This window comes from Acinetobacter sp. UNC436CL71CviS28 (assembly GCF_000620525.1).
Classification (GTDB): Bacteria; Pseudomonadota; Gammaproteobacteria; order Pseudomonadales; family Moraxellaceae; genus Acinetobacter; species Acinetobacter radioresistens.
On sequence record NZ_JIBB01000002.1, the window covers coordinates 72,532 to 92,524 of the forward strand.

The 19,993-nt window shown below is 42.6% G+C and carries 14 protein-coding genes; 8 read left to right on the forward strand and 6 right to left on the reverse strand.

Annotated elements, in window-relative coordinates; genetic code table 11:
- Positions 1-16 precede the first annotated feature (16 nt).
- Positions 17-1,336, reverse strand: a complete 1,320-nt coding sequence (locus tag N518_RS0101470) for an alpha/beta fold hydrolase (protein ID WP_005023373.1) — start codon at positions 1,334-1,336, stop codon at positions 17-19.
- Positions 1,337-1,644: 308 nt separating this feature from the next.
- Here N518_RS0101470 and N518_RS0101475 point away from each other — a divergent pair, with 308 nt between their 5' ends.
- The 4 genes from N518_RS0101475 to pta all read left to right on the forward strand — a co-directional run bounded on the left by N518_RS0101475 (position 1,645) and on the right by pta (position 7,144).
- The gene (locus N518_RS0101475; protein WP_005405421.1) at positions 1,645-2,910 is read left to right on the forward strand and encodes a glutamate-5-semialdehyde dehydrogenase; all 1,266 of its coding nucleotides are present in this window, start codon (positions 1,645-1,647) and stop codon (positions 2,908-2,910) included.
- A 128-nt stretch (positions 2,911-3,038) separates the two neighbouring features.
- The gene (locus tag N518_RS0101480; RefSeq protein ID WP_005023368.1) at positions 3,039-3,452 is read left to right on the forward strand and encodes a hypothetical protein; all 414 of its coding nucleotides are present in this window, start codon (positions 3,039-3,041) and stop codon (positions 3,450-3,452) included.
- 278 nt (positions 3,453-3,730) lie between these two features.
- Complete coding sequence (locus N518_RS0101485; protein WP_005016542.1) at positions 3,731-4,945, forward strand: acetate/propionate family kinase; 1,215 nt, start codon at positions 3,731-3,733, stop codon at positions 4,943-4,945.
- Positions 4,946-4,999: 54 nt separating this feature from the next.
- Positions 5,000-7,144, forward strand: a complete 2,145-nt coding sequence (pta, locus tag N518_RS0101490; RefSeq protein ID WP_005023366.1) for a phosphate acetyltransferase — start codon at positions 5,000-5,002, stop codon at positions 7,142-7,144.
- A 68-nt stretch (positions 7,145-7,212) separates the two neighbouring features.
- Here pta and N518_RS0101495 read toward each other — a convergent pair whose 3' ends face one another.
- Positions 7,213-7,821 carry a class I SAM-dependent methyltransferase gene (locus tag N518_RS0101495; protein WP_017400716.1) on the reverse strand — a complete coding sequence of 203 codons (609 nt, stop codon included), beginning with the start codon at positions 7,819-7,821 and terminating at the stop codon, positions 7,213-7,215.
- 535 nt (positions 7,822-8,356) lie between these two features.
- Between N518_RS0101495 and N518_RS0101505 the strand changes: the two genes are divergently transcribed.
- Positions 8,357-9,883 carry a fumarate hydratase gene (locus tag N518_RS0101505; RefSeq protein ID WP_005016550.1) on the forward strand — a complete coding sequence of 509 codons (1,527 nt, stop codon included), beginning with the start codon at positions 8,357-8,359 and terminating at the stop codon, positions 9,881-9,883.
- A gap of 120 nt (positions 9,884-10,003) precedes the next feature.
- Here the strand turns inward: N518_RS0101505 and N518_RS0101510 are convergent, their stop codons facing one another.
- The 4 genes from N518_RS0101510 to tig form a co-directional block, all read right to left on the reverse strand.
- Entirely contained in the window at positions 10,004-10,738 is a 735-nt protein-coding gene (locus N518_RS0101510; RefSeq protein WP_017400715.1) for a DUF2846 domain-containing protein, read from the reverse strand.
- A 150-nt stretch (positions 10,739-10,888) separates the two neighbouring features.
- A complete protein-coding gene (clpX, locus tag N518_RS0101515; protein WP_017400714.1) occupies positions 10,889-12,205 on the reverse strand; it encodes an ATP-dependent protease ATP-binding subunit ClpX in 1,317 nt (438 codons plus the stop codon).
- Between the two features lie 28 nt (positions 12,206-12,233).
- Complete coding sequence (gene clpP / locus N518_RS0101520; protein WP_005016556.1) at positions 12,234-12,839, reverse strand: ATP-dependent Clp endopeptidase proteolytic subunit ClpP; 606 nt, start codon at positions 12,837-12,839, stop codon at positions 12,234-12,236.
- Between the two features lie 195 nt (positions 12,840-13,034).
- Positions 13,035-14,366, reverse strand: coding sequence for a trigger factor (gene tig / locus N518_RS0101525; protein WP_005023356.1), 1,332 nt, complete (start codon positions 14,364-14,366; stop codon positions 13,035-13,037).
- A gap of 499 nt (positions 14,367-14,865) precedes the next feature.
- On the opposite strand from tig, the gene N518_RS0101530 reads away from it, so the two are divergent.
- The 3 genes from N518_RS0101530 to leuA all read left to right on the forward strand — a co-directional run bounded on the left by N518_RS0101530 (position 14,866) and on the right by leuA (position 19,972).
- Positions 14,866-17,151 carry a TonB-dependent receptor gene (locus N518_RS0101530; protein WP_005023353.1) on the forward strand — a complete coding sequence of 762 codons (2,286 nt, stop codon included), beginning with the start codon at positions 14,866-14,868 and terminating at the stop codon, positions 17,149-17,151.
- A gap of 102 nt (positions 17,152-17,253) precedes the next feature.
- Positions 17,254-17,937: a Fe2+-dependent dioxygenase gene (locus N518_RS0101535; protein WP_005023351.1), complete on the forward strand. Its 684-nt coding sequence runs from the start codon at positions 17,254-17,256 to the stop codon at positions 17,935-17,937.
- 337 nt (positions 17,938-18,274) lie between these two features.
- A complete protein-coding gene (gene leuA, locus N518_RS0101540; RefSeq protein ID WP_005023350.1) occupies positions 18,275-19,972 on the forward strand; it encodes a 2-isopropylmalate synthase in 1,698 nt (565 codons plus the stop codon).
- Positions 19,973-19,993: the final 21 nt, after the last annotated feature.

Genomic DNA, 19,993 nt, shown 5'->3' on the forward strand with positions numbered 1-19,993 from the left:
TTTTTAATATTTTAAATCAAGCTAAAGTCATAGCTTCCTGCTGACAGGCAATAAAATGAAGTAAACGTTCTGCCAGTTCAAAACTGCCATGCTTGAACAGTGCACGTATACCCTGCTGTTCTGCTTCAAAAATCAGACACTCTATTTGAAACACTCCCTGATCATCTTCAAGGTGAAGTGCCAGATCACGTGGATATTGCTGTATCAGGTTTAATTGCTGCGGGTCAGGAATTTTTAAATACACACCAAAAAAGCTGATGTCAGAAATATTCACTTGAAATTCTACAGACAGGTAACGGTGTGACAGTTGTGAAAGTTGACCGTACATAGAGATACGTCTTTCTCCACGGCGCTCCATCGTCAGGATTTCTTCACGAGTCATGGGAATAATGCCTTCGAGTCCTTCCAGCGCTTCGGCATTTAGGAAGGCTGAAAAGAGACGCATAGTTTCTTTACGCCGCTGTAACTGTGGAACATGGTCAGCATTGGCAATCAGGGCAAACTCCATATCCGGACATTGCAAGGCAAAATATGCGTTTTCATGAGGTAGTGTAAAACTGTCATATTGTCCAGCTGCAACGAGTGTTTTACAGGCAGGAGCAGGAACATGCTGTAATCTGAGTAATCGACTGCAATTAATCGCATAACGCTCACGTTCAGTAGACTGAAACTCAGCCATTTGCCGAAAAAATAATCGTTTGGCAGTAGGTGACATACGGGTCTTATCTAACTTGGCATGATTAACCAGATACAGAATCACTGCCTGACCGAACTCTTCCATCCGGTCTTCCTGCATAAGTTTGAGTGATTCTTCTAAAATCATGCGCCAGCTTTTCCGGGTTTTTTGCATTACGCCCATCAGAATCATACGCTCTACCAGTTCAGGTCGCTGCTCAGCAAAATAAGCCGCTACTACAGACCCAAGGGACATGCCCATAACTGATACTTTTTCCAGTCCTTCAATGTCGAGCCATCGACCAAGCATAGCCGCCAGGTCTGGCAATTCCAGACTTCCGGCAGACACACCGCTGTCATGATTCATAATTTGCTGGTTAGCCCCCATAGAAGGCAAGTCAATCAGAATAATCGGACCACTGGCAAAAAGCTGTTCAACACAATACTTGTAGGAATTGAAATTCTGAAATGCTCCACCCACAATAACGATAGGAGTTTTATGCACTGTCGCAGGTTGGGCGATAGCCATATACTCAACTTTCCAGCCGTCAATCCAGGTCATGCGTGGAGGTTGTTTAAAAATGTCCTTATGGTAAAAATCAAAAAAATGACGGTGTTGCTTCCCTTCGGCATCCATGTCCAGTTGGATAATGGAATTCATACTCCCTCCTCAACGCTTGCTTTATTTTTTATTGTGCAAGTCGGTTTTTAAAACCAAGGTATTCCTCTACCTTTTATAGATGTTTTGTTTTCTATAATTTTTTATTCATTTTATAGAATGCATTTCATAGTATACAAATGCTTTATTTTTGGGCAACTGCTTTCGTTACCGTTCATCTAGTTTTAGCGCTGAAAGTATTTCCAAAACTTTTTTATACTGCACTACATGACAGTTTTTTTTGAGACAAGCCTTCATTGCGCAGGCGGAGACTGTTACTATCAAAGAAAATTCTGAGTGATCAAACCGCTATGCACAATTCGATTGAACAGTATATGCAAACGGTCGGACAACAGGCTCGTCAGGCTTCGCGTCTGCTGGCCAGTGCTTCTACCGATACTAAAAACAATGCCTTGTCCGCAATCTACACAGCGCTTGAGAACAGTGAAACACAAATTCTCACGGCTAACCAGATGGATATGACCAAGGGCCGTAACAATAATTTGGACAGTGCACTGCTCGATCGCTTGGAACTGACTCCCAGCCGTTTCAAAGGTATGCTGCAGGGTTTAAAGGATGTCATCGGTCTGGTAGATCCGATTGGTGAAATTACTGACATGTCCTATCGTCCCTCAGGCATCCAGCTCGGTAAAATGCGTGTGCCCTTAGGCGTAGTCGGTATGATTTATGAATCCCGTCCGAATGTTACCCTAGAGGCTGCCTCTCTTGCGCTTAAATCAGGCAACGCCATCATTTTACGTGGTGGCTCTGAAGCATTCGAATCGAATCAGGCGATTGCAGCGGCTATTCAACATGGTTTAAAAACTGCCGGACTGCCCGAACATGCGGTTCAGGTACTGGAAACCACCGACCGGGCTGCTGTAGGCCAACTGATTACCTTGACCGAATATGTCGATGTTATTGTGCCACGTGGTGGCAAGAGCCTGATTGAACGAATCACAGAAGAGGCACGTATTCCTGTGATCAAGCATTTAGACGGTAACTGCCATGTATTTGTAGAGGCACAGGCAGATTTGCATAAAGCCTTGCCAATTGCTTTAAATGCAAAGACTCATCGTTACGGCGTATGTAATGCCATGGAAACCCTGCTGGTCGATGAACAGATTGCTGATGACTTTCTACCCCATATTGCCGAGCTGTATCAGGAAAAGCAGGTTGAGCTACGTGGCTGCCCTGAAACCCGTCGTATTTTGGGTACTTCAGTCAAGGCCGCCACTGAAGAAGACTGGTACACTGAATATCTCGGACCAATTCTGGCAGTAAAAGTCGTGAGTGGTATTGATGAAGCAATTGAGCACATCAATAAATATGGCTCGCATCATACTGATGCCATTATTACTGAAAACTTCTCTCTGGCACGCAAGTTTCTGGCCTTAGTAGACTCAAGTTCAGTGATGGTCAATGCATCGACCCGTTTTGCTGACGGCTTTGAATATGGTCTGGGTGCCGAGATCGGCATTTCAACTGATAAGATTCATGCCCGTGGTCCGGTGGGTCTCGAAGGGCTAACCTCACAAAAATGGATCGTTTTAGGTGATGGACAAATCCGTCATTAATTTCCTATTTAATTAGGATTACCTGTATACAAATCCTGATGTTTAGCATCAAACTCTGGTGCTAAACAGCCCAAATACTCCAGAATTCCTCTTTTCAGTCTAATAATTATAAAAACAAGGAGATGGATATGTTCTTTTATTTAATGTTGAGTACTTTCATTTTAGCACTGCTGGTTTCCTTCATTGTGATGCGAATTTTTTCCAGCTCTATTAATACTATTTTAGCCCGTATTATTCATGATCCTATTTATACAGCTTGGGCCAAATATACAAAATTTGCCGGCATGGTCGTAGGTACCTCTTCCGGAGTTCGCATCTACGATATGGAAAAATATATTAATCCTGTCAACTACGGCCCCAAAGATGAACGTTTTATTATTGAACTGACGAATGAGCGCTGGTTTCTGGAAATTTACCGGACAATTATCGAAACTCTGCAAGGTTTAGCCTGGATGATGCTGGTATTTTTCATGGTGGCACTGATTGCCTATGTTCTGGTGAGATGGGCCGAGATGAAATATAAATCTCAGGGGCAAGAGTAATAAATAAAGAAATGAACTATAGATGAAATTTGCAACGATACTTTAGCTTTGCGTAAAACCGAATATGATTTTTTTATTCCTGTGCTACGCTATAACAATTAACTGATTAATATTAAATATTATTGAATAGACCATCCATAGTGCTTAAGTCTAATCGGCTAAAGTCTAGGTTGGACAGAAAAAATACACGTGTTAAAACATACTCATGATCTCTAGCCTGTACACTGGTTCAAGATCAGAGGGACAAGATTATTTCAATTAGAATTCGGGTATCCAACGTGTCTACATCAGTATTAGTCATCAATTGCGGTTCTTCATCTATTAAATATGCCTTAATCTCTGAGCAGGCAAAAGATCGTATCTATGGTTTGGCAGAAAATCTGGGCTCTGCTGATGCACGCATCAAAGGTGTTACCATTGGTGGACAACCACTTGAACTTTCGATCCCTCATGCTGATCACGAACAGGCACTAGAAACCATTTTAAGCCGCCTGTCACAATACAAACCGCAAGCAATTGGTCACCGGGTAGTTCACGGCGGCACACTAACCAAGGCCGAACTACTGACTGATACGATTGTAGAACGTATTCGTGAAGCAACTCCGCTCGCACCATTGCATAACCCGGCTCATCTGGTAGGTATCGATGCTACCATGCGCCTGTTTCCCGAGCTTCCTCAGGTTGCAGTTTTCGACACTGCTTTTCACCAGACAATGCCGGCGCATGCTTATCGCTATGCAGTACCAAAATTCCTATACACAGAACATAATGTCCGTCGCTATGGCTTCCATGGCACCAGTCATGCTTACGTTTCTGAGCGTGGTTCAGAACTGGCTGGAAACCTTAAACAAGGGGGCTGGCTAACTGCACATCTGGGTAACGGCAGTTCAACTTGCGCCATTTGGAATGGTCAGAGCGTAGATACATCAATGGGGCTTACCCCTCTTGAAGGTGTAGTAATGGGTACACGCAGTGGCGATGTTGATCCAAGTCTGCACAGCTTCTTAGCAGCCAACCTTGGCTGGGATGTCTATAAGATTGACCGCATGCTAAACAAGGAAAGTGGCCTGCTGGGCTTATCTGATCTTTCTAATGACATGCGAACTTTAATTGAAGCTTCTGAACAGGGCAATGAAGATGCCACGCTGGCAATTGAAGTATTCTGTTACCGTCTTGCCAAATCTCTTGCTGCCATCAGCTGTGGGCTGCCACGTATTGACGGACTGATCTTTACTGGGGGTATTGGGGAAAACTCAGCTTATATTCGTGAAAAGACGCTCTCCTATCTGCCACACTTTGGCTTCAACTTAAATAAAACCCAAAACAATGAATTAAAACGTGGTACTGAAGGTCGGATTGACCAAGGCCATGGCCCACAAATATGGGTGATTCCAACCGATGAAGAGGCACGGATCGCCCAAGAAACCCGTCAGGTAGCTGCACAGACGAGCTTACTATCAAAAAAGTCTGAACTTGCTGTAGAGCCTGCTTAATTGCGGGCTTTAACCTTCTGTGATTTATATTTTGTTTAATTTTTTAAGGCTCCTATGAATACAATTCTACTGATTCCAACTGGAGAAGGTGTCGGTCTGACTTCAGCCTGCCTGGGAATGATCTATGCACTGGACTGTAATGGTATTAAGGCAGGATTTTTAAAACCTTTTTCTGAATCTTTTCAGGAAAATGATCAGAACCGTACCACTAGCCTGTTTGAACATTTATTCCAGACCAGTACGGTTGAACCGATTGCATATGAAAGAGTTAGCCAGCTGATCGCACTGGAAGAAATGGATGAATTGCTTGAGGAAGCAGTCAGCCTGCATCGCAGTATTGCCACCAAACATGATGTGATTATTGTAGAAGGCTTACTGCCAAATCATGAAGACCAGTTTGCAGGTGAGTTAAATGCCGCCCTTGCACAGGCACTAGATGCCAAGGTAATCCTGGTCAGTACTGCAGACGTACAGAATCCGCGTAAAACTGCTGAAAAAATTGAAGCACATCTACGCCAGTTCGGTGGCGCTGCTTCAGAGCGTACAGCAGGTGTGCTGTTCATGCGGACTAAAGGCTTACCTGAAGAAGTTGCACAGATTCCGGTGACCATTGATCCTTCACTGCGTTTAAGTGCAGAAATTGCAACCTTCACGATAGAGCTGCAAAAATATAACCGTTATTTAGGGACTGCTGACTTACCGATTATTGGTCTGGTTCCATTTAGCAATACCCTGAGTGTTCCACGTACACTAGACATTGCCCGTCTGATTCAGGGCGAATGGATTCATCAGGGGGAAGCACGGCAGCGTCGTGTATTACATAGCAGCCTGATTACCTCAAGTATTGAATATGAGCTGAACAAATTTGTTGCCGGTGAACTGATTATCAGTGCTTCCGAACGTACCGATGTACTACTTGCCAGCAGTTTAGCTACCAGTCATGGTATACCGCTAGCAGGCCTGGTACTAACCGAGCGTCAGGCACCCAATGCCCAGATTCTGAATTTCTGCCAGAATGCTATCAAACAGGGACTGCCCATTTTACATACGCAGCTGACTACTCTGGAAACAGCACAGCGTCTGGCAAATCTGAGCAATGAAATACCGGTTGACGATACAGAACGTGCCGAGCAGGTTACCCGTTTTGTCTCCAGTCATATTGATCTGGACTGGCTGACCCAGCAAATCAATGGCAATGCAACTCCCCGCCTGTCCCCTTCAGCTTTCCGGCATGAACTGGTTCAGAAGTCGATTGCTGCGAAAAAGCGCATCGTTCTACCAGAGGGTGATGAACCTCGGACTATTCAGGCTGCGGCGATCTGCCAGTCTCGCGGAATTGCTCACTGTATTTTGCTAGCCAAACCAGAAGCAGTTTTAGAAATTGCCAAAGCCCGTAATATTGAATTACCAGACGATCTTGAAATCATTGATCCGGATACTATTCGTAGCCAGTACATTAGCAGTATGGTCGAGCTGCGAAAAGGCAAGATCAATGACATTCAGGCCAAAGAACAGTTACAGGATACTGTAGTGCTAGGCACCATGATGCTGGCACTGGATCAGGTTGACGGACTGGTTTCTGGGGCGGTACATACCACGGCTAACACGGTGCGACCGGCATTTCAACTGATTAAAACAGCTCCAGAATATTCGCTGGTCTCTTCAGTATTCTTTATGCTGTTACCAGATGAAGTCTATGTATATGGGGATTGTGCTATTAATCCCGATCCAGATGCCCAGCAGCTTGCTGAGATTGCCATCCAATCCGCAGATTCAGCCAGGGCCTTTGGTATTGACCCGCGTATTGCCATGATCAGTTACTCAACCGGAACCTCAGGTACCGGTGCCGATGTTGATAAAGTTCGTGAAGCAACAGAGATTGCCCGTCAACGTCGCCCTGATCTGTTGATTGATGGTCCTTTGCAGTATGACGCTGCGTCTGTTGAAAGCGTGGGCCGCCAGAAAGCACCTGAGTCACCTGTAGCAGGGCGCGCCAATGTCTTTATCTTCCCAGACCTCAATACTGGCAACACAACTTACAAGGCTGTACAGCGTGCTGCAAATGTCGTAAGTGTTGGCCCAATGCTGCAAGGACTGAACAAGCCGGTAAATGACCTGTCACGCGGCGCTTTGGTTGATGATATTGTTTTTACGATTGCTTTGACTGCCATTCAGGCAGAACAACAGGCGACAGTATAAATTTTTAAATAAAACAGCCCCAGTATTTCAATTGGGGCTGTTTTATTTTGCTCTAAAAACACTTTCCTTTACATTAACTGGGCCAACCATATGGTATGTCGGGCGCAGTCAGGATCTTCAAACCGCATATTTACCACCCTAAAACCGAACGTCTCAAACAGATTCTTATATTCATCCGGGTCCAGACTTGCATGATATAAAACCTCACCCTGCATTTCCCCTAGAGCTGTGCCATGACTCGGGCCAGTGGTTAACATTAATGCCGTACCGGTTTTTGCATGTTTCTTAAAAATATGAAACATTGCTCTCTGGTCATTATGAGTCAAATGAAAAAAGCTGTCCCAAGCGATAATGCCATTAAAGCTTTGCTTCAAATCCAGTTGACGCATATCAGCTTCTAACCAGTTATGCTCAGGAAAACGGTTCCTAGATATTTCGAGCATGGCAGCTGAACTATCTATACCTATAATTTGACATTTTTTTGCAGAAAAATATTGAGCGGTTGGTATACCAGTACCGCAACCCAGGTCAAGAATAGATGATTGATCAGCAATCAGATTTAAAAACTGTTCAAGCCAGGCTTGTTCATAAAAATGCTGGGAGCGTACCTTATCCCATTCGATCGCATATTTTTTATAGATCGGAATAATATTATCTGCGTATTGTTGATCTGACATACCTGATGATAGTTTTAAAATTCAGGAAAAGAATAGCAGAATGCCAAGAGAGGTTACAGGCTAGAAGCAGATGAAGAAGAGAACAATCTAGAAAGAAGATGAAGCTTAGGCTTGATCTTCTAACTGACCATAGAACCAGGTTGCAGCAATAAATATCATAAATGCAATAACCATGAGAATGCTAGATACTGTCATTGTTGATGACTCTATGTAGTGGATACCGGCATTATGCGAAAGTTTTATGACAACTTTATGACAATTTTCTTAAAACTTATATTACTAAAATAACTTTATATAAATCAAATAATAATGACTAAAAAACCTTGATTTTCAGGTATGCAACTATTACCGAAGTGTCATATCACAGAAAACGCATTTAAAAGACCTGCCAAGAATTCATTTTATGCCATCCTGCGCTACCTTTCTTTTTACTATTAAACTTTCGCCCAAAACCTTGCCGGAAATACCCACAGCGGATGCTTTTTGTCTTATAATTTTGGCCGCTAGCCAACAGCCCGCTCAAGAGACATTTGATATGACAACTATTATCAAGCAAGACGACTTGATCACTTCGGTCAAGGATGCGCTTCAGTTCATTTCGTACTACCACCCGCAAGACTTTATTCAGGCAATGAGCCGTGCGTATGACCGTGAAGAAAACCAGGCTGCTAAAGATGCAATTGCGCAGATCCTGATCAACTCACGCATGTGTGCTGAAGGTCATCGCCCAATCTGTCAGGATACAGGTATTGTCAACGTATTTCTTGAAGTGGGTCTGGATGTTAAATTCGATTTAACCATGAGCTTGGACGATGCCATTAATGAAGGTGTACGTCAGGGTTATTTGGAAAATACCAATGTCTTACGTGCTTCAGTTCTGGCTGATCCGGCATTTGGTCGCAAAAACACCAAAGATAATACCCCGGCAGTGATTCACTATAAACTCGTTCCAGGTAATAAAGTAGATATTACGGTTGCAGCAAAAGGCGGTGGTTCAGAGAACAAATCTAAACTGGCAATGCTCAATCCATCTGACTCAATCGTGGATTGGGTTCTAAAAACTGTCCCAACTATGGGTGCAGGTTGGTGTCCTCCTGGAATGCTCGGAATTGGTATCGGTGGTACTGCTGAAAAAGCCATGATGCTTGCTAAAGAAGCTCTCATGGAAGAAATCAATATGGATGAGCTGCTACGTCGTGGCCCACAAAGCAAGATGGAAGAGCTGCGTATTGAAATCTTCGAAAAAGTTAATGCCTTAGGTATTGGTGCACAAGGTCTAGGCGGTTTGACTACAGTACTGGATATCAAGATCAAGGATTATCCTTGTCACGCTGCTGGCAAGCCAGTAGGCATGATTCCAAACTGCGCCGCGACCCGCCATGCACACTTTACACTAGACGGTTCAGGTGTAGCGCATATTCAGGCGCCGAGCCTTGAAGACTATCCTGCTGTAACTTGGGATTCCTCAACTTCTAAACGTGTTGATCTCGACCACATTACTCAAGAAGAGATGAATTCCTGGAAACCGGGCGATACCCTACTTCTTAATGGTACAATTTATACTGGCCGTGATGCTGCCCATAAACGCATGGTTGATATGCTGAACAACGGCGAAGAGCTTCCTGTTGATTTAAAAGGTAAGTTTATTTACTACGTTGGTCCGGTAGATCCTGTAGGCGATGAAGTGGTCGGTCCTGCCGGTCCGACAACAGCAACACGTATGGATAAATTCACCCGACAAGTGCTAGAAGCGACTGGTCTTTACGGTATGATCGGTAAAGCAGACCGTGGTCCTGCTGCGGTTGAAGCGATTAAGGATAATAAAGCGACCTACCTGATGGCAGTCGGTGGCGCTGCATATCTGGTTTCTAAAGCTATTCGTGAAGCAGAAGTGGTGGCTTTTGAAGACTTAGGGATGGAGGCAATCTATAAATTTGTGGTAAAAGATATGCCTGTATCTGTAGCAGTCGATGTAAACGGCACTTCAGTGCATGCAACCGCACCTAAAATCTGGCAAGCCAAAATTGGTAAAATCCCGGTGGTAGATGCTGCCGCGGTTTAAACTAATATAAATTAAAAAAGCATCCAATCATGGATGCTTTTTTATTTCTTTAATTAAAATATTTTCTCTAATCTTGTGCCTTTATTTGCTTAGTTACATATTAAGAAAAAAGAACTAATTTTACCAAGTTAAAGGATTCCAGAGTTTAAAACGCTTCTTTAAAGCCAGCTCTTCACCTTCTTCATAATTTTGTTTGACAATTTTACGCTTGGGTTCAGTTAATTTACCCTGTGCATCAGTAAAAGCAGCGAAGTTAAGTCCGGGACTTTTAAGCTGGGTAGTGCGAATTTCACGGAGTCCCTGTTTGACAGGCATTTGTATTAATGGTCCTGCGCGCAATAAACCAAGATTATGGTCAGGTGAGCCCCGAAATTTCTCTTCTTCATACTTCAGAAAATACTGCTGACCAGCACTCACTTTAAAGTCAGCCACTATCGGCTTTTGAAAATGTATTACGCCTAAGGGCCGGCTAATAGTCAAGCGGTAATGACCCTCGGCCAGTTCCAGCCAATAATAATGATTACTGATCAGACTGGGAATACGCTCACCATTCAGAAAAAAATTAGGTGCTACCACTTCCTGCCGGTTCCAGCGGCTATCCGGACGGTACAGATATACCACTGCAGCTTGCGGATGTTGGGGCTTAACTCGCTGAAAAAGCTGTCCCGGTTTCTGGTTTACCCAGGAACCAACTGAAAACATTCCAACCCGGTGCTGCTCTAGCATAGAAGGCGACTGACTCAGATCTATATTTTTTAACGTAGAGACCAAAGCCGGAGTTGGAGGCGAAACAGGTTGAGTATGACATCCCCATAGCATTCCGCTACCAAGTATTGTCAGCAATAAATAACGCATGATTATCCCTTACCATGTTTTTCTTATTTTAAATTTTTGTCATGTTACATCAACATTCTATTGAGCTTAACACCCGCATGTAAATTTGAAAATAAAAAACGTGCCCAGCGGATTATACTCGGCACGTTTCAGATGAACAGCCAATCAGATTCAGGCAGATTTGGTATTCACAACCTTCAGCTCAGATTTAGGGACTGCCCCTTCTTCGCCTTCTTGACGCGGCAAACGCTCAGAACGATATTCTGGCTCAGCACCATCATTGATTACTGCCTCATTAATGACCACTGTCCCGACATCATTACGGCTTGGCAGGTCATACATGGTTTCGAGCAGGACATTTTCCAAAATAGAGCGTAGACCACGTGCTCCGGTATTACGTTCTAGTGCCTTTTTAGCAACAGCACGCAGGGCAGAATCTTCAAATACCAGATCCACATCTTCCATATTGAAAAGATACTGGTATTGACGGGTCAATGCATTTTTAGGTTCTGTCAGAATCTGCATCAGTGCATCTTCATCCAGCTCTTCAAGTGTTGCAATCACTGGCAGACGACCAATAAATTCTGGAATCAAGCCAAATTTAACCAGATCAGCCGGTTCTACCTGACGGAACAGCTCGGCAAGCTTTTTAGTTTCGTCTTTGCTTTTTACTTCTGCAGTAAAGCCAATTCCACCTTTTTCCTGACGATGCTGTACAATTTTTTCCAATCCGGAGAAAGCGCCGCCACAGATAAACAGGACATTTGAGGTATCCACCTGGATAAATTCTTGCTGTGGATGCTTGCGTCCACCTTGAGGTGGAATAGAAGCCACTGTACCTTCAATCATTTTCAGCAAAGCCTGCTGGACACCTTCACCAGAAACATCACGGGTGATCGATGGATTTTCAGACTTACGAGTAATCTTATCAATCTCATCGATATAGATAATACCCTTCTGTGCTTTCTCAATATCGTAATCAGCTTTTTGCAAAAGCTTCTGTACAATATTCTCAACATCTTCACCCACATAACCGGCTTCAGTTAAAGTGGTGGCATCTGCCATAGCAAATGGTACATCCAGAAGACGGGCAAGAGTTTGTGCAAGCAGGGTTTTACCTGAACCTGTCGGTCCGATCAGCAAAATATTACTTTTGGCAATTTCAACCTTATCTTCTGTTTTATGTCCATTCTGGCTGACTTTCAGACGCTTGTAATGGTTGTAGACAGCTACAGACAATGTTTTTTTAGCAATATCTTGACCAATCACATATTGGTCAAGCGCAGCACGAATCTCGTGCGGTTTTGGCAAAGGACGGCTTGCCCAATCACCAGTTTCGACTTGCTGGCTGGTTTGTACAAGGTCCAAGCATACGTCCACACATTCATTACAAATATAAGCGTCCTCGCCTGCAATCAGTTTCCCGACTTCAGACTGCGTTTTACCGCAAAATGAACAATGCTTTTGTCCTTGAGGATGTTCGGACATATTTACTCCAATACTTGAATCTTAAAAATTAAGGGCGCTTGCTGAGAACTTCATCAACCAGGCCATATTCTTTGGCAGCTTGAGCTGTCATAAAGTTATCGCGGTCAGTGTCACGTGCAATACGTTCATAGTCCTGACCACTGTGTTCAGCCATCAGCCGGTTCAGGCGTTCTTTAATAAACAGTATTTCACGTGCATGGATTTCAATGTCTGAAGCCTGACCACGGAAACCGCCCAAAGGCTGGTGTATCATGACACGGGCATTTTCCAGACAGAAACGCTTACCTTTGGCACCGGCATTTAATAAAAATGCCCCCATTGAAGCCGCCTGTCCCATACAATAGGTCACTACATCTGGTTTAATAAACTGCATGGTATCGTAAATTGCCATACCTGCAGTGACTGATCCCCCTGGTGAATTGATGTAGAGATGGATATCCTTGTCAGGATTTTCTGCCTCTAAAAACAACATTTGTGCCACAATCAGATTGGCCATGTTATCTTCAACTTCACCAGTTAAAAAAATTACACGCTCACGCAGAAGCCGTGAAAAAATATCAAAAGAACGTTCACCACGAGATGATTGCTCAACCACCACCGGAACTAAAGCATTTTCAATACTTGGGACATACATAGGGCTATTTATTCCTAAAATTCTTATGACTCAGCTCATAGCCACAATATGAGGGATAATTTGCAAAAATGCAAAATTTTCCCTAGTGAATATTGAATAAAAAACGGGGAAATATCGTGTATATAAACTAATTTAACAAATTTACGACGTGTATAAAAAAAGGCGCATTAAGCGCCTTTTTCTGTATCGTCAGATTTAAGCACGACGAGCTTGCTGTTCTTTTAGCAAATCTTCATAGCTCACTTCTGTATCTGAAACCTGAGCTGCAGCAAGAATATAGTCAACAACTTGGTCTTCAAGCACAACAGCCTCGATTTGAGCACGTTGCTGTTTATCATTTTTAAAGTACTCAATAACTTCAGTTGGGTCTTCATAAGAAGAAGCCATATCTTCGATATAAGCCTCTACACGAGCCGGATCAACTTCAAGTTTAGCATCAGCCAAAACCTTGCTTACCAGTACACCAAGTTTTACTGATTTTTCTGCCTGTTCTTTAAACAGTTCATCAGGAAGCATGCTCTTGTCAAAAGTTTGCGCGTTTGCACCACCAAACTGCTGGGTAAACTGCTGGATCATCTGTTGACGTTGGCGGTCGATTTCCTGAGCAACCATGGCACTTGGAACTTCAACTTCATTTGCTTCAACCAGTGCATCAAATGCAGCCTGTTTTACCTGGTTACGAAGACCGTTACGAACTTCACGTTCCATATTTTTACGAACGTCAGCTTTTAACTTGTCAATTCCTTCTTCTTCAGAAACACCAAAGGTTTGCAGGAATTCAGCATCCAGTTCAGGAAGTTTTGCTTTTTCAACCTGCTTTACAGTAATTTTAAACTGTGCCGCTTTACCTGCCAGATTTTCAGCCTGATAGTCTTCAGGGAAAGTAACATCAATCACTTTCTCTTCGCCTTTCTTCATGCCAATGATGCCATCTTCAAAGCCAGGAATCATACGGCCTGAGCCTAAGACCAGTTTAAAGTCAGTTGCAGAACCGCCTTCAAATTTTTCACCATCGATTGTTCCTTCGAAGTCAAAAGTGACCTGCATGTCTTTTTTCGCCATACCTTTGGTCTCAACCCAGGTTTGACGCTGTTTTTGCAGGTTTTCAATCATCTGGTCAACATCTTTATCTTGAATTTCAGATGTTTTACGCTCAACAGTAAGAGTATCTAGAGCTTTAACTTCTACTTCAGGATAAACTTCTACAGTGGCTTCATATACCAGCGCATCATCTTTATTTTCAACTTTATCAATATTTGGCATGCCAACAGCATTGATTTTTTCTTGTTGAATCGCTTCAAATACAGTGTCACGAATAATATCGTTCACCACTTCCTGATAAATACCAGCGCCATATTCACGGCGTACAACGTTTACAGGCACTTTGCCCTGGCGGAAGCCGTTGATCTTCACAGTTTTGGCAGTGCGTTTCAAGCGAGCTTCAAACTGCTCGTTAATACGGCTCGTCGGTACAGAAACATTTAAACGACGGGCAACGCCCGAAACCGCTTCAGAAGTTACTTGCATGGCTTCCTCGATATGTGTGTTAGTAATAACAGTTTTAAAAAGTGCCACATTATATGACAACATTTAAAGATATACAAAATACACCGAAGAAACTACCTGAATTCGCCTGATTTGCATGAAATTAAGAAGATTATTTTAAATTTGGTCCCGAATTAAATATTAACTTCCTCCCTTAATATCGATAGAGAATTAAAAATATTGGAAACTCTGTCAAATTTGCCCTTTTAATAAAGCGCTAATCAATTTTAATTTTTATAAAGAAGCATTTATCAGAATATTTAGTTTTTATTTAAATATCCTATTAAGAGCTATAAACTCCCGTGTTCAACACAAAACATTAATTATCAAAAACTTATAAATTTTAAGTTACTATATAACATTAATTTATTGAATTAAATATATAAAATTTATTGCCAATACCAATACAAAAATATGGTGATAAAAAATAAGAATCATTATTATTCGCATACAATTTCACACTATACATTTTGAGTAAGAAATGGCTTTCATTAAAACACGTAAGAAAATCGTATCTTCTGCGATTGTCTCATCACTTTCAGTGATGGCGGGGCATGCTGTTGCACAAGATCAAGTTGCTCAACTTGAAACTATTCACTCCCAAGCCACCACAGAACAACAAAGCTTAAAGGTAGACCAGTCTGCAAATAGCAAATTTGTTGCTCCTTTACTAGATACCCCTAAATCAGTTTCTATTATTTCGAATCAGCTGATTGAAGATACTAAAGTAACGACTTTAAGTGATGCCTTACGCACTGTGCCTGGAATTACCCTAGGAGCAGGTGAAGGTGGAAATCCAAATGGAGACCGACCATTTATTCGGGGTTATAACTCTGAAAGTTCAATGTATGTTGATGGCGTTCGTAACGCTACCTCTCAAAACCGTGAAATGTTTGCTGTAGAACAGGTTGAAGTCACTAAAGGTTCTGCTTCTGCTATGGGCGGAGCAGGTACAGTGGGCGGCAGTATCAACTTGATTTCTAAAGTAGCTAAAAAAGGCGACTTTCTAGAAGGCTCTGTTGAAAATGGTACAGATAATTATCAGCGTATAACGCTAGATGGTAATAAAGACTTCGGTAATGGGATAGCAGCCCGCGTTGCCATTATGGGGCACCACAATGAAAAAGCCGGCCAGTCTGATGGGGCTGAATATAAACGTGCCGGTATTGCACCAAGTATTACATTTGGTTTAGATACTTCTACTCGTGCGACCCTGAGCTACTACTACCTAAAAACAGACGATACTCCTGATTCAGGCGTACCATACAACAACCCTACTGGATATTCGCAATATTCAGGAAAGCCAATTGATGTCAAACAAGGAATTTATTACGGCTGGAAAGACCGTGATTTCCAAAAACAGGAAAATCAGGTTGGTACAATCAAGTTAGAACATGATCTGGCTGATAATCTAACCATTTCAAATACCGCAGTTTATAGCAAGTCTAAGAATGATTATCTGTGGACCAACCCGGATGATTCTCAAGGAAACATTTATAAAAATGGGAATGTATGGGCACGTGTAAACTCACGTATTGCTAATACTGATACATTTACTGACCAGTTAGCATTAACTGGAAAATTTAATACTGGCACTCTTAAGCATAGCTTTAACTTAGGTGCTGAGTATTCGGATCAAGAAACAGATCGTACTCAATATATTATTAATGGCTTGTCTGCTACAGGTGCAGAATACAACAAATGTACCCCTGCCGATATTGCTTCGGGCTGGTGTACTTCTGTTCAAAATCCTAATCGGGGACCATGGACAGGAAGTATCAGTACTGAAGGTGCAGACCAATATAATACACAAACTAAGTCTACTTCTATTTATTTCCTAGACAGCATTGAATTCAATCCACAATGGATTTTAGATTTAGGCTTACGTTGGGACAAGTTTGATACAGAACAAACCATGACATATGGCGCACGTAACAGTGCTGTTCTAGGTTCATCCACCACTCCTCCAACAAAACAAGTTGGCGAGCAAGTTAAAACTGAAAGTGATACTGATTTCTTTACTTATCAAGCAGGTATAACTTTCAAACCAGTTGAAAATGGTTCAATTTATGCCAGCTATGCAACATCTGCAAACCCTGTAGGTGTAGATGCTGGTGACGGTTCTGAAGGTATTGGCGCAGCGTATAGCAATTTAGATCCTGAAGAAAGCCAGACTTTCGAAATTGGGACCAAATGGGATCTTTTAGAAAATCGTTTAAATTTAACTGCTGCAATTTTCCGTACTGAAAAGCAGAATGCGCGTATTCAGTTGAGTCCTACTACTTATAGTAATATTGGCGAAAGCAAAGTTGACGGTATTGAGCTGGGCTTGAACGGTAAAATTACCGATAAATGGGATATCAGCGCCGGCTATACCTATCTAGATAGTGAAGCAACTAAGAATGGCGTAAGCTGTCGTGGCACAACCTGTACTGACCAAGCGGTATTTAACGGTAACCGGATGCCGAATGTTCCTAAAAACAGCGCTACACTTTGGACAAACTATCAGGCTCTTCCACAACTTCAACTTGGTGCTGGTGCAACTGCAATGGACAAAGTCTATGGTGACTTAGCCAATACCAAGTATGTACCGGGCTATGTCCGTTACGATGCCATGGCACGCTATAACGTAAATAAAAATGTTGATCTGCAGCTGAACCTTAACAATCTCTCAGATAAACGCTATTTCACTAAAGCCTATGCTTCTCACTATGCTACAGAAGCAGAAGGCCGCAATGCTGTACTGTCTTTAAACTTTAAATATTAATCTTGTGCCGAAAACCATAATATTTTTATGGTTTTTAGCTTAAAATAGCCTCTATATAGGGGCTATTTTTATATCCATATTTTACTAAGACAGGTGAAAGCCGTGATCCATCATATTCCTCATGTATTAACTCAAACCCAGGTCCAGCATTTTCGGGAAGAAATGGCTAAAATTGAGTGGGTCAATGGCAAAGTCACCGCAGGGACGCTGTCAGCCACGGTCAAACAAAATCAGCAGCTTCCAGAAGACCATCCTCTTACTCATCATTTAAGTACAATTATTTTAGAATCTTTAGGCCAGCACCCATTATTTTTATCGGCCGCCATTCCTCTTGATATCATTCCTCCGTTATTCAATCGCTATGAAAATAATGAGGCATTCGGTTTTCATGTCGACAACTCTATCCGCCGTATCCGTGGGACCAATGAGCGGTTACGGACCGATCTGTCCTGTACTGTATTTTTAAGTGAGCCGGAAGAGTATGTAGGAGGTGAATTGGTGGTAGAAGATACTTATGGTTATCACGAAGTCAAGCTGCCAGCCGGAGACATGATTCTCTACCCTTCAACCAGTCTGCATGAAGTCACACCAGTCACCCAAGGCTGCCGGATTGCTTCATTTTTCTGGGTACAAAGTATGGTACGTGATGATGCAGAACGTCATATGCTGTTTAATCTGGACCAGACTATACAAAACCTGCGCATGCAGCTGGGTGACCAGCATCAGGAGGTTATCAAGCTCACAAATCTGTATCACAACCTGATGCGTAAATGGGCAGAGCTTTAAGACAGTTAAAGAAAAAATAAACTGTTATTTTAATAGGCTTTTTCTATTAATTATAGTTGTCTGATTATTTTACAGATAACGATTGACAGCTTATTTTTTATCACGTAATTTTAAGGGCATGAATATATACCCGAATATTCTCGCCCTCCTCCCTACAGGCTCCCTCCTGAGCTTGCCCCTGATGCTGCGCCTCGCGCGCGCATAATATATACCTGCCTGTATAAGGCTAAAAGATACCTTGAAATTTTAAATAGTTTGACAAAATATAGTTAATATAAAAGTAGTACGTTGCGCTTAAATTCGATCCGAGCCACCTTGCTACATAAGGAGTTCCCTCATGATGTTGGCTGACCCAAGTAAAAAATACCGTCGTATGTATCAGCGTGTCGATTTACCAGACCGCCAGTGGCCAAATAAAGAAATCAATCAAGCGCCTATCTGGATGAGTACTGACCTGCGTGATGGTAATCAGGCCATTTTTGAACCGATGGATCTTGAACAGAAATTCAAGATGTTCCAGATGCTGATAAAGATCGGTTTTAAACATATTGAGATTGGTTTTCCATCTGCTTCACAGATTGATTTTGACTTTACCCGTAAGCTGATTGAAGAAAATCATATTCCAGATGATGTCTATATCGAGGTTCTGGTTCAGGCACGTGACCACTTGATTCAACGCACTTTTGAAGCGCTGGAAGGTGCCAAACGCGCGATTGTGCATATCTATAATGCCAACTCACCGACTTTCCGTAACAAGGTATTAAATGTAGATATCAATGGTGCCAAGCAGTTAGCGATTAATGCAGCACAAAAAGTGAAAGAATATGCAGCGCAGTATCCTGAAACTGATTTTATTTTTCAGTACAGCCCTGAATGTTTCTCTGCAACCGAGCTTGAGGTTGCCAAAGACGTTTGTGATGCTGTAACTGAAATCTGGGAAGCCTCTCCGGAAAATAAGGTTATTTTAAACTTGCCAGCTACTGTAGAAGTTTCTACGCCAAATGTTTATGCAGACCAGATCGAATGGATGCACCGCAATATTGAACGTCGTGATGGCGTAATTATTTCAGTTCATTGCCACAATGACCGGGGCTGCGGTATTGCTGCCTCAGAACTGGCCATTATGGCAGGTGCAGACCGTGTGGAAGGCTGCGTATTTGGTAATGGCGAACGGACTGGTAATGTTGATGTCGCAGCAATTGCCCTGAATATGTACACTCAAGGTGTGGCACCAAACCTGGATTTTTCCAATATTAATGAAATAATTGCTACAGTTGAAGAATGTACCGGTTTGCCTGTACACCCGCGCCATCCATACGCAGGTGATCTGGTCTTTACTGCATTTTCTGGCTCGCACCAAGATGCCATCAAGAAAGGTTTTGAATTCCAGAAAAATGAAGAAATCTGGGATATGCCTTATTTGCCAATTGATCCCAAAGATCTGGACCGTGATTATGATGCAGTAATTCGCGTCAACTCACAGTCAGGTAAGGGTGGTATCGCCTATTTGCTTGAATCTAACTATAACGTTGTATTGCCACGTCGCTTGCAGATTGAATTCTCACAAGTAGTACAAGAGCACACAGATGCGACCGCAACCGAGATTACTGCCCAGGAAATCTGGTCACTGTTCAAGCAGACCTATGTCGAAGCTAAAAATACTCACTACATTGCACAGAACTATAAGCTTTCCGACCATAATGGTAATCAGGTCATTGAACTTGAAGTGACCATGAATGGCCAGAAGCAACAGATCCGTGGAGAAGGCAATGGGCCAATTTCGGCTATTCTGGATGCCTTGCAACTGCCGATTGATGTATTGAACTATGAAGAACGCAGTATTGGTTCAGGTGCTAATGCAAAAGCACTGGCACTGGTCGAACTGCAAGTCAAAGGTTCGGGTAAAAATGCTTTTGGTGCCGGCGTACACGACAATATCGTAACCTCTTCAATTGAGGCCATCCTTGCCTGTACTAACCGCCTGATTGATCAGGGCGTATTACACCCTGAACAGGTCATTGCTGCCGCGATTTAATATACAATTCCTTTTGAAAGG

Coding starts and splice junctions, on each gene's coding strand:
- N518_RS0101470 (WP_005023373.1), bottom strand. CDS start 1,336: ATGAATTCCATTATCCAACTGGACATGGATGCCGAAGGGAAGCAACAC.
- N518_RS0101475 (WP_005405421.1), top strand. CDS start 1,645: ATGCACAATTCGATTGAACAGTATATGCAAACGGTCGGACAACAGGCT.
- N518_RS0101480 (WP_005023368.1), top strand. CDS start 3,039: ATGTTCTTTTATTTAATGTTGAGTACTTTCATTTTAGCACTGCTGGTT.
- pta (WP_005023366.1), top strand. CDS start 5,000: ATGAATACAATTCTACTGATTCCAACTGGAGAAGGTGTCGGTCTGACT.
- N518_RS0101495 (WP_017400716.1), bottom strand. CDS start 7,821: ATGTCAGATCAACAATACGCAGATAATATTATTCCGATCTATAAAAAA.
- N518_RS0101505 (WP_005016550.1), top strand. CDS start 8,357: ATGACAACTATTATCAAGCAAGACGACTTGATCACTTCGGTCAAGGAT.
- N518_RS0101510 (WP_017400715.1), bottom strand. CDS start 10,738: ATGCGTTATTTATTGCTGACAATACTTGGTAGCGGAATGCTATGGGGA.
- clpX (WP_017400714.1), bottom strand. CDS start 12,205: ATGTCCGAACATCCTCAAGGACAAAAGCATTGTTCATTTTGCGGTAAA.
- clpP (WP_005016556.1), bottom strand. CDS start 12,839: ATGTATGTCCCAAGTATTGAAAATGCTTTAGTTCCGGTGGTGGTTGAG.
- tig (WP_005023356.1), bottom strand. CDS start 14,366: ATGCAAGTAACTTCTGAAGCGGTTTCGGGCGTTGCCCGTCGTTTAAAT.
- N518_RS0101530 (WP_005023353.1), top strand. CDS start 14,866: ATGGCTTTCATTAAAACACGTAAGAAAATCGTATCTTCTGCGATTGTC.
- leuA (WP_005023350.1), top strand. CDS start 18,275: ATGATGTTGGCTGACCCAAGTAAAAAATACCGTCGTATGTATCAGCGT.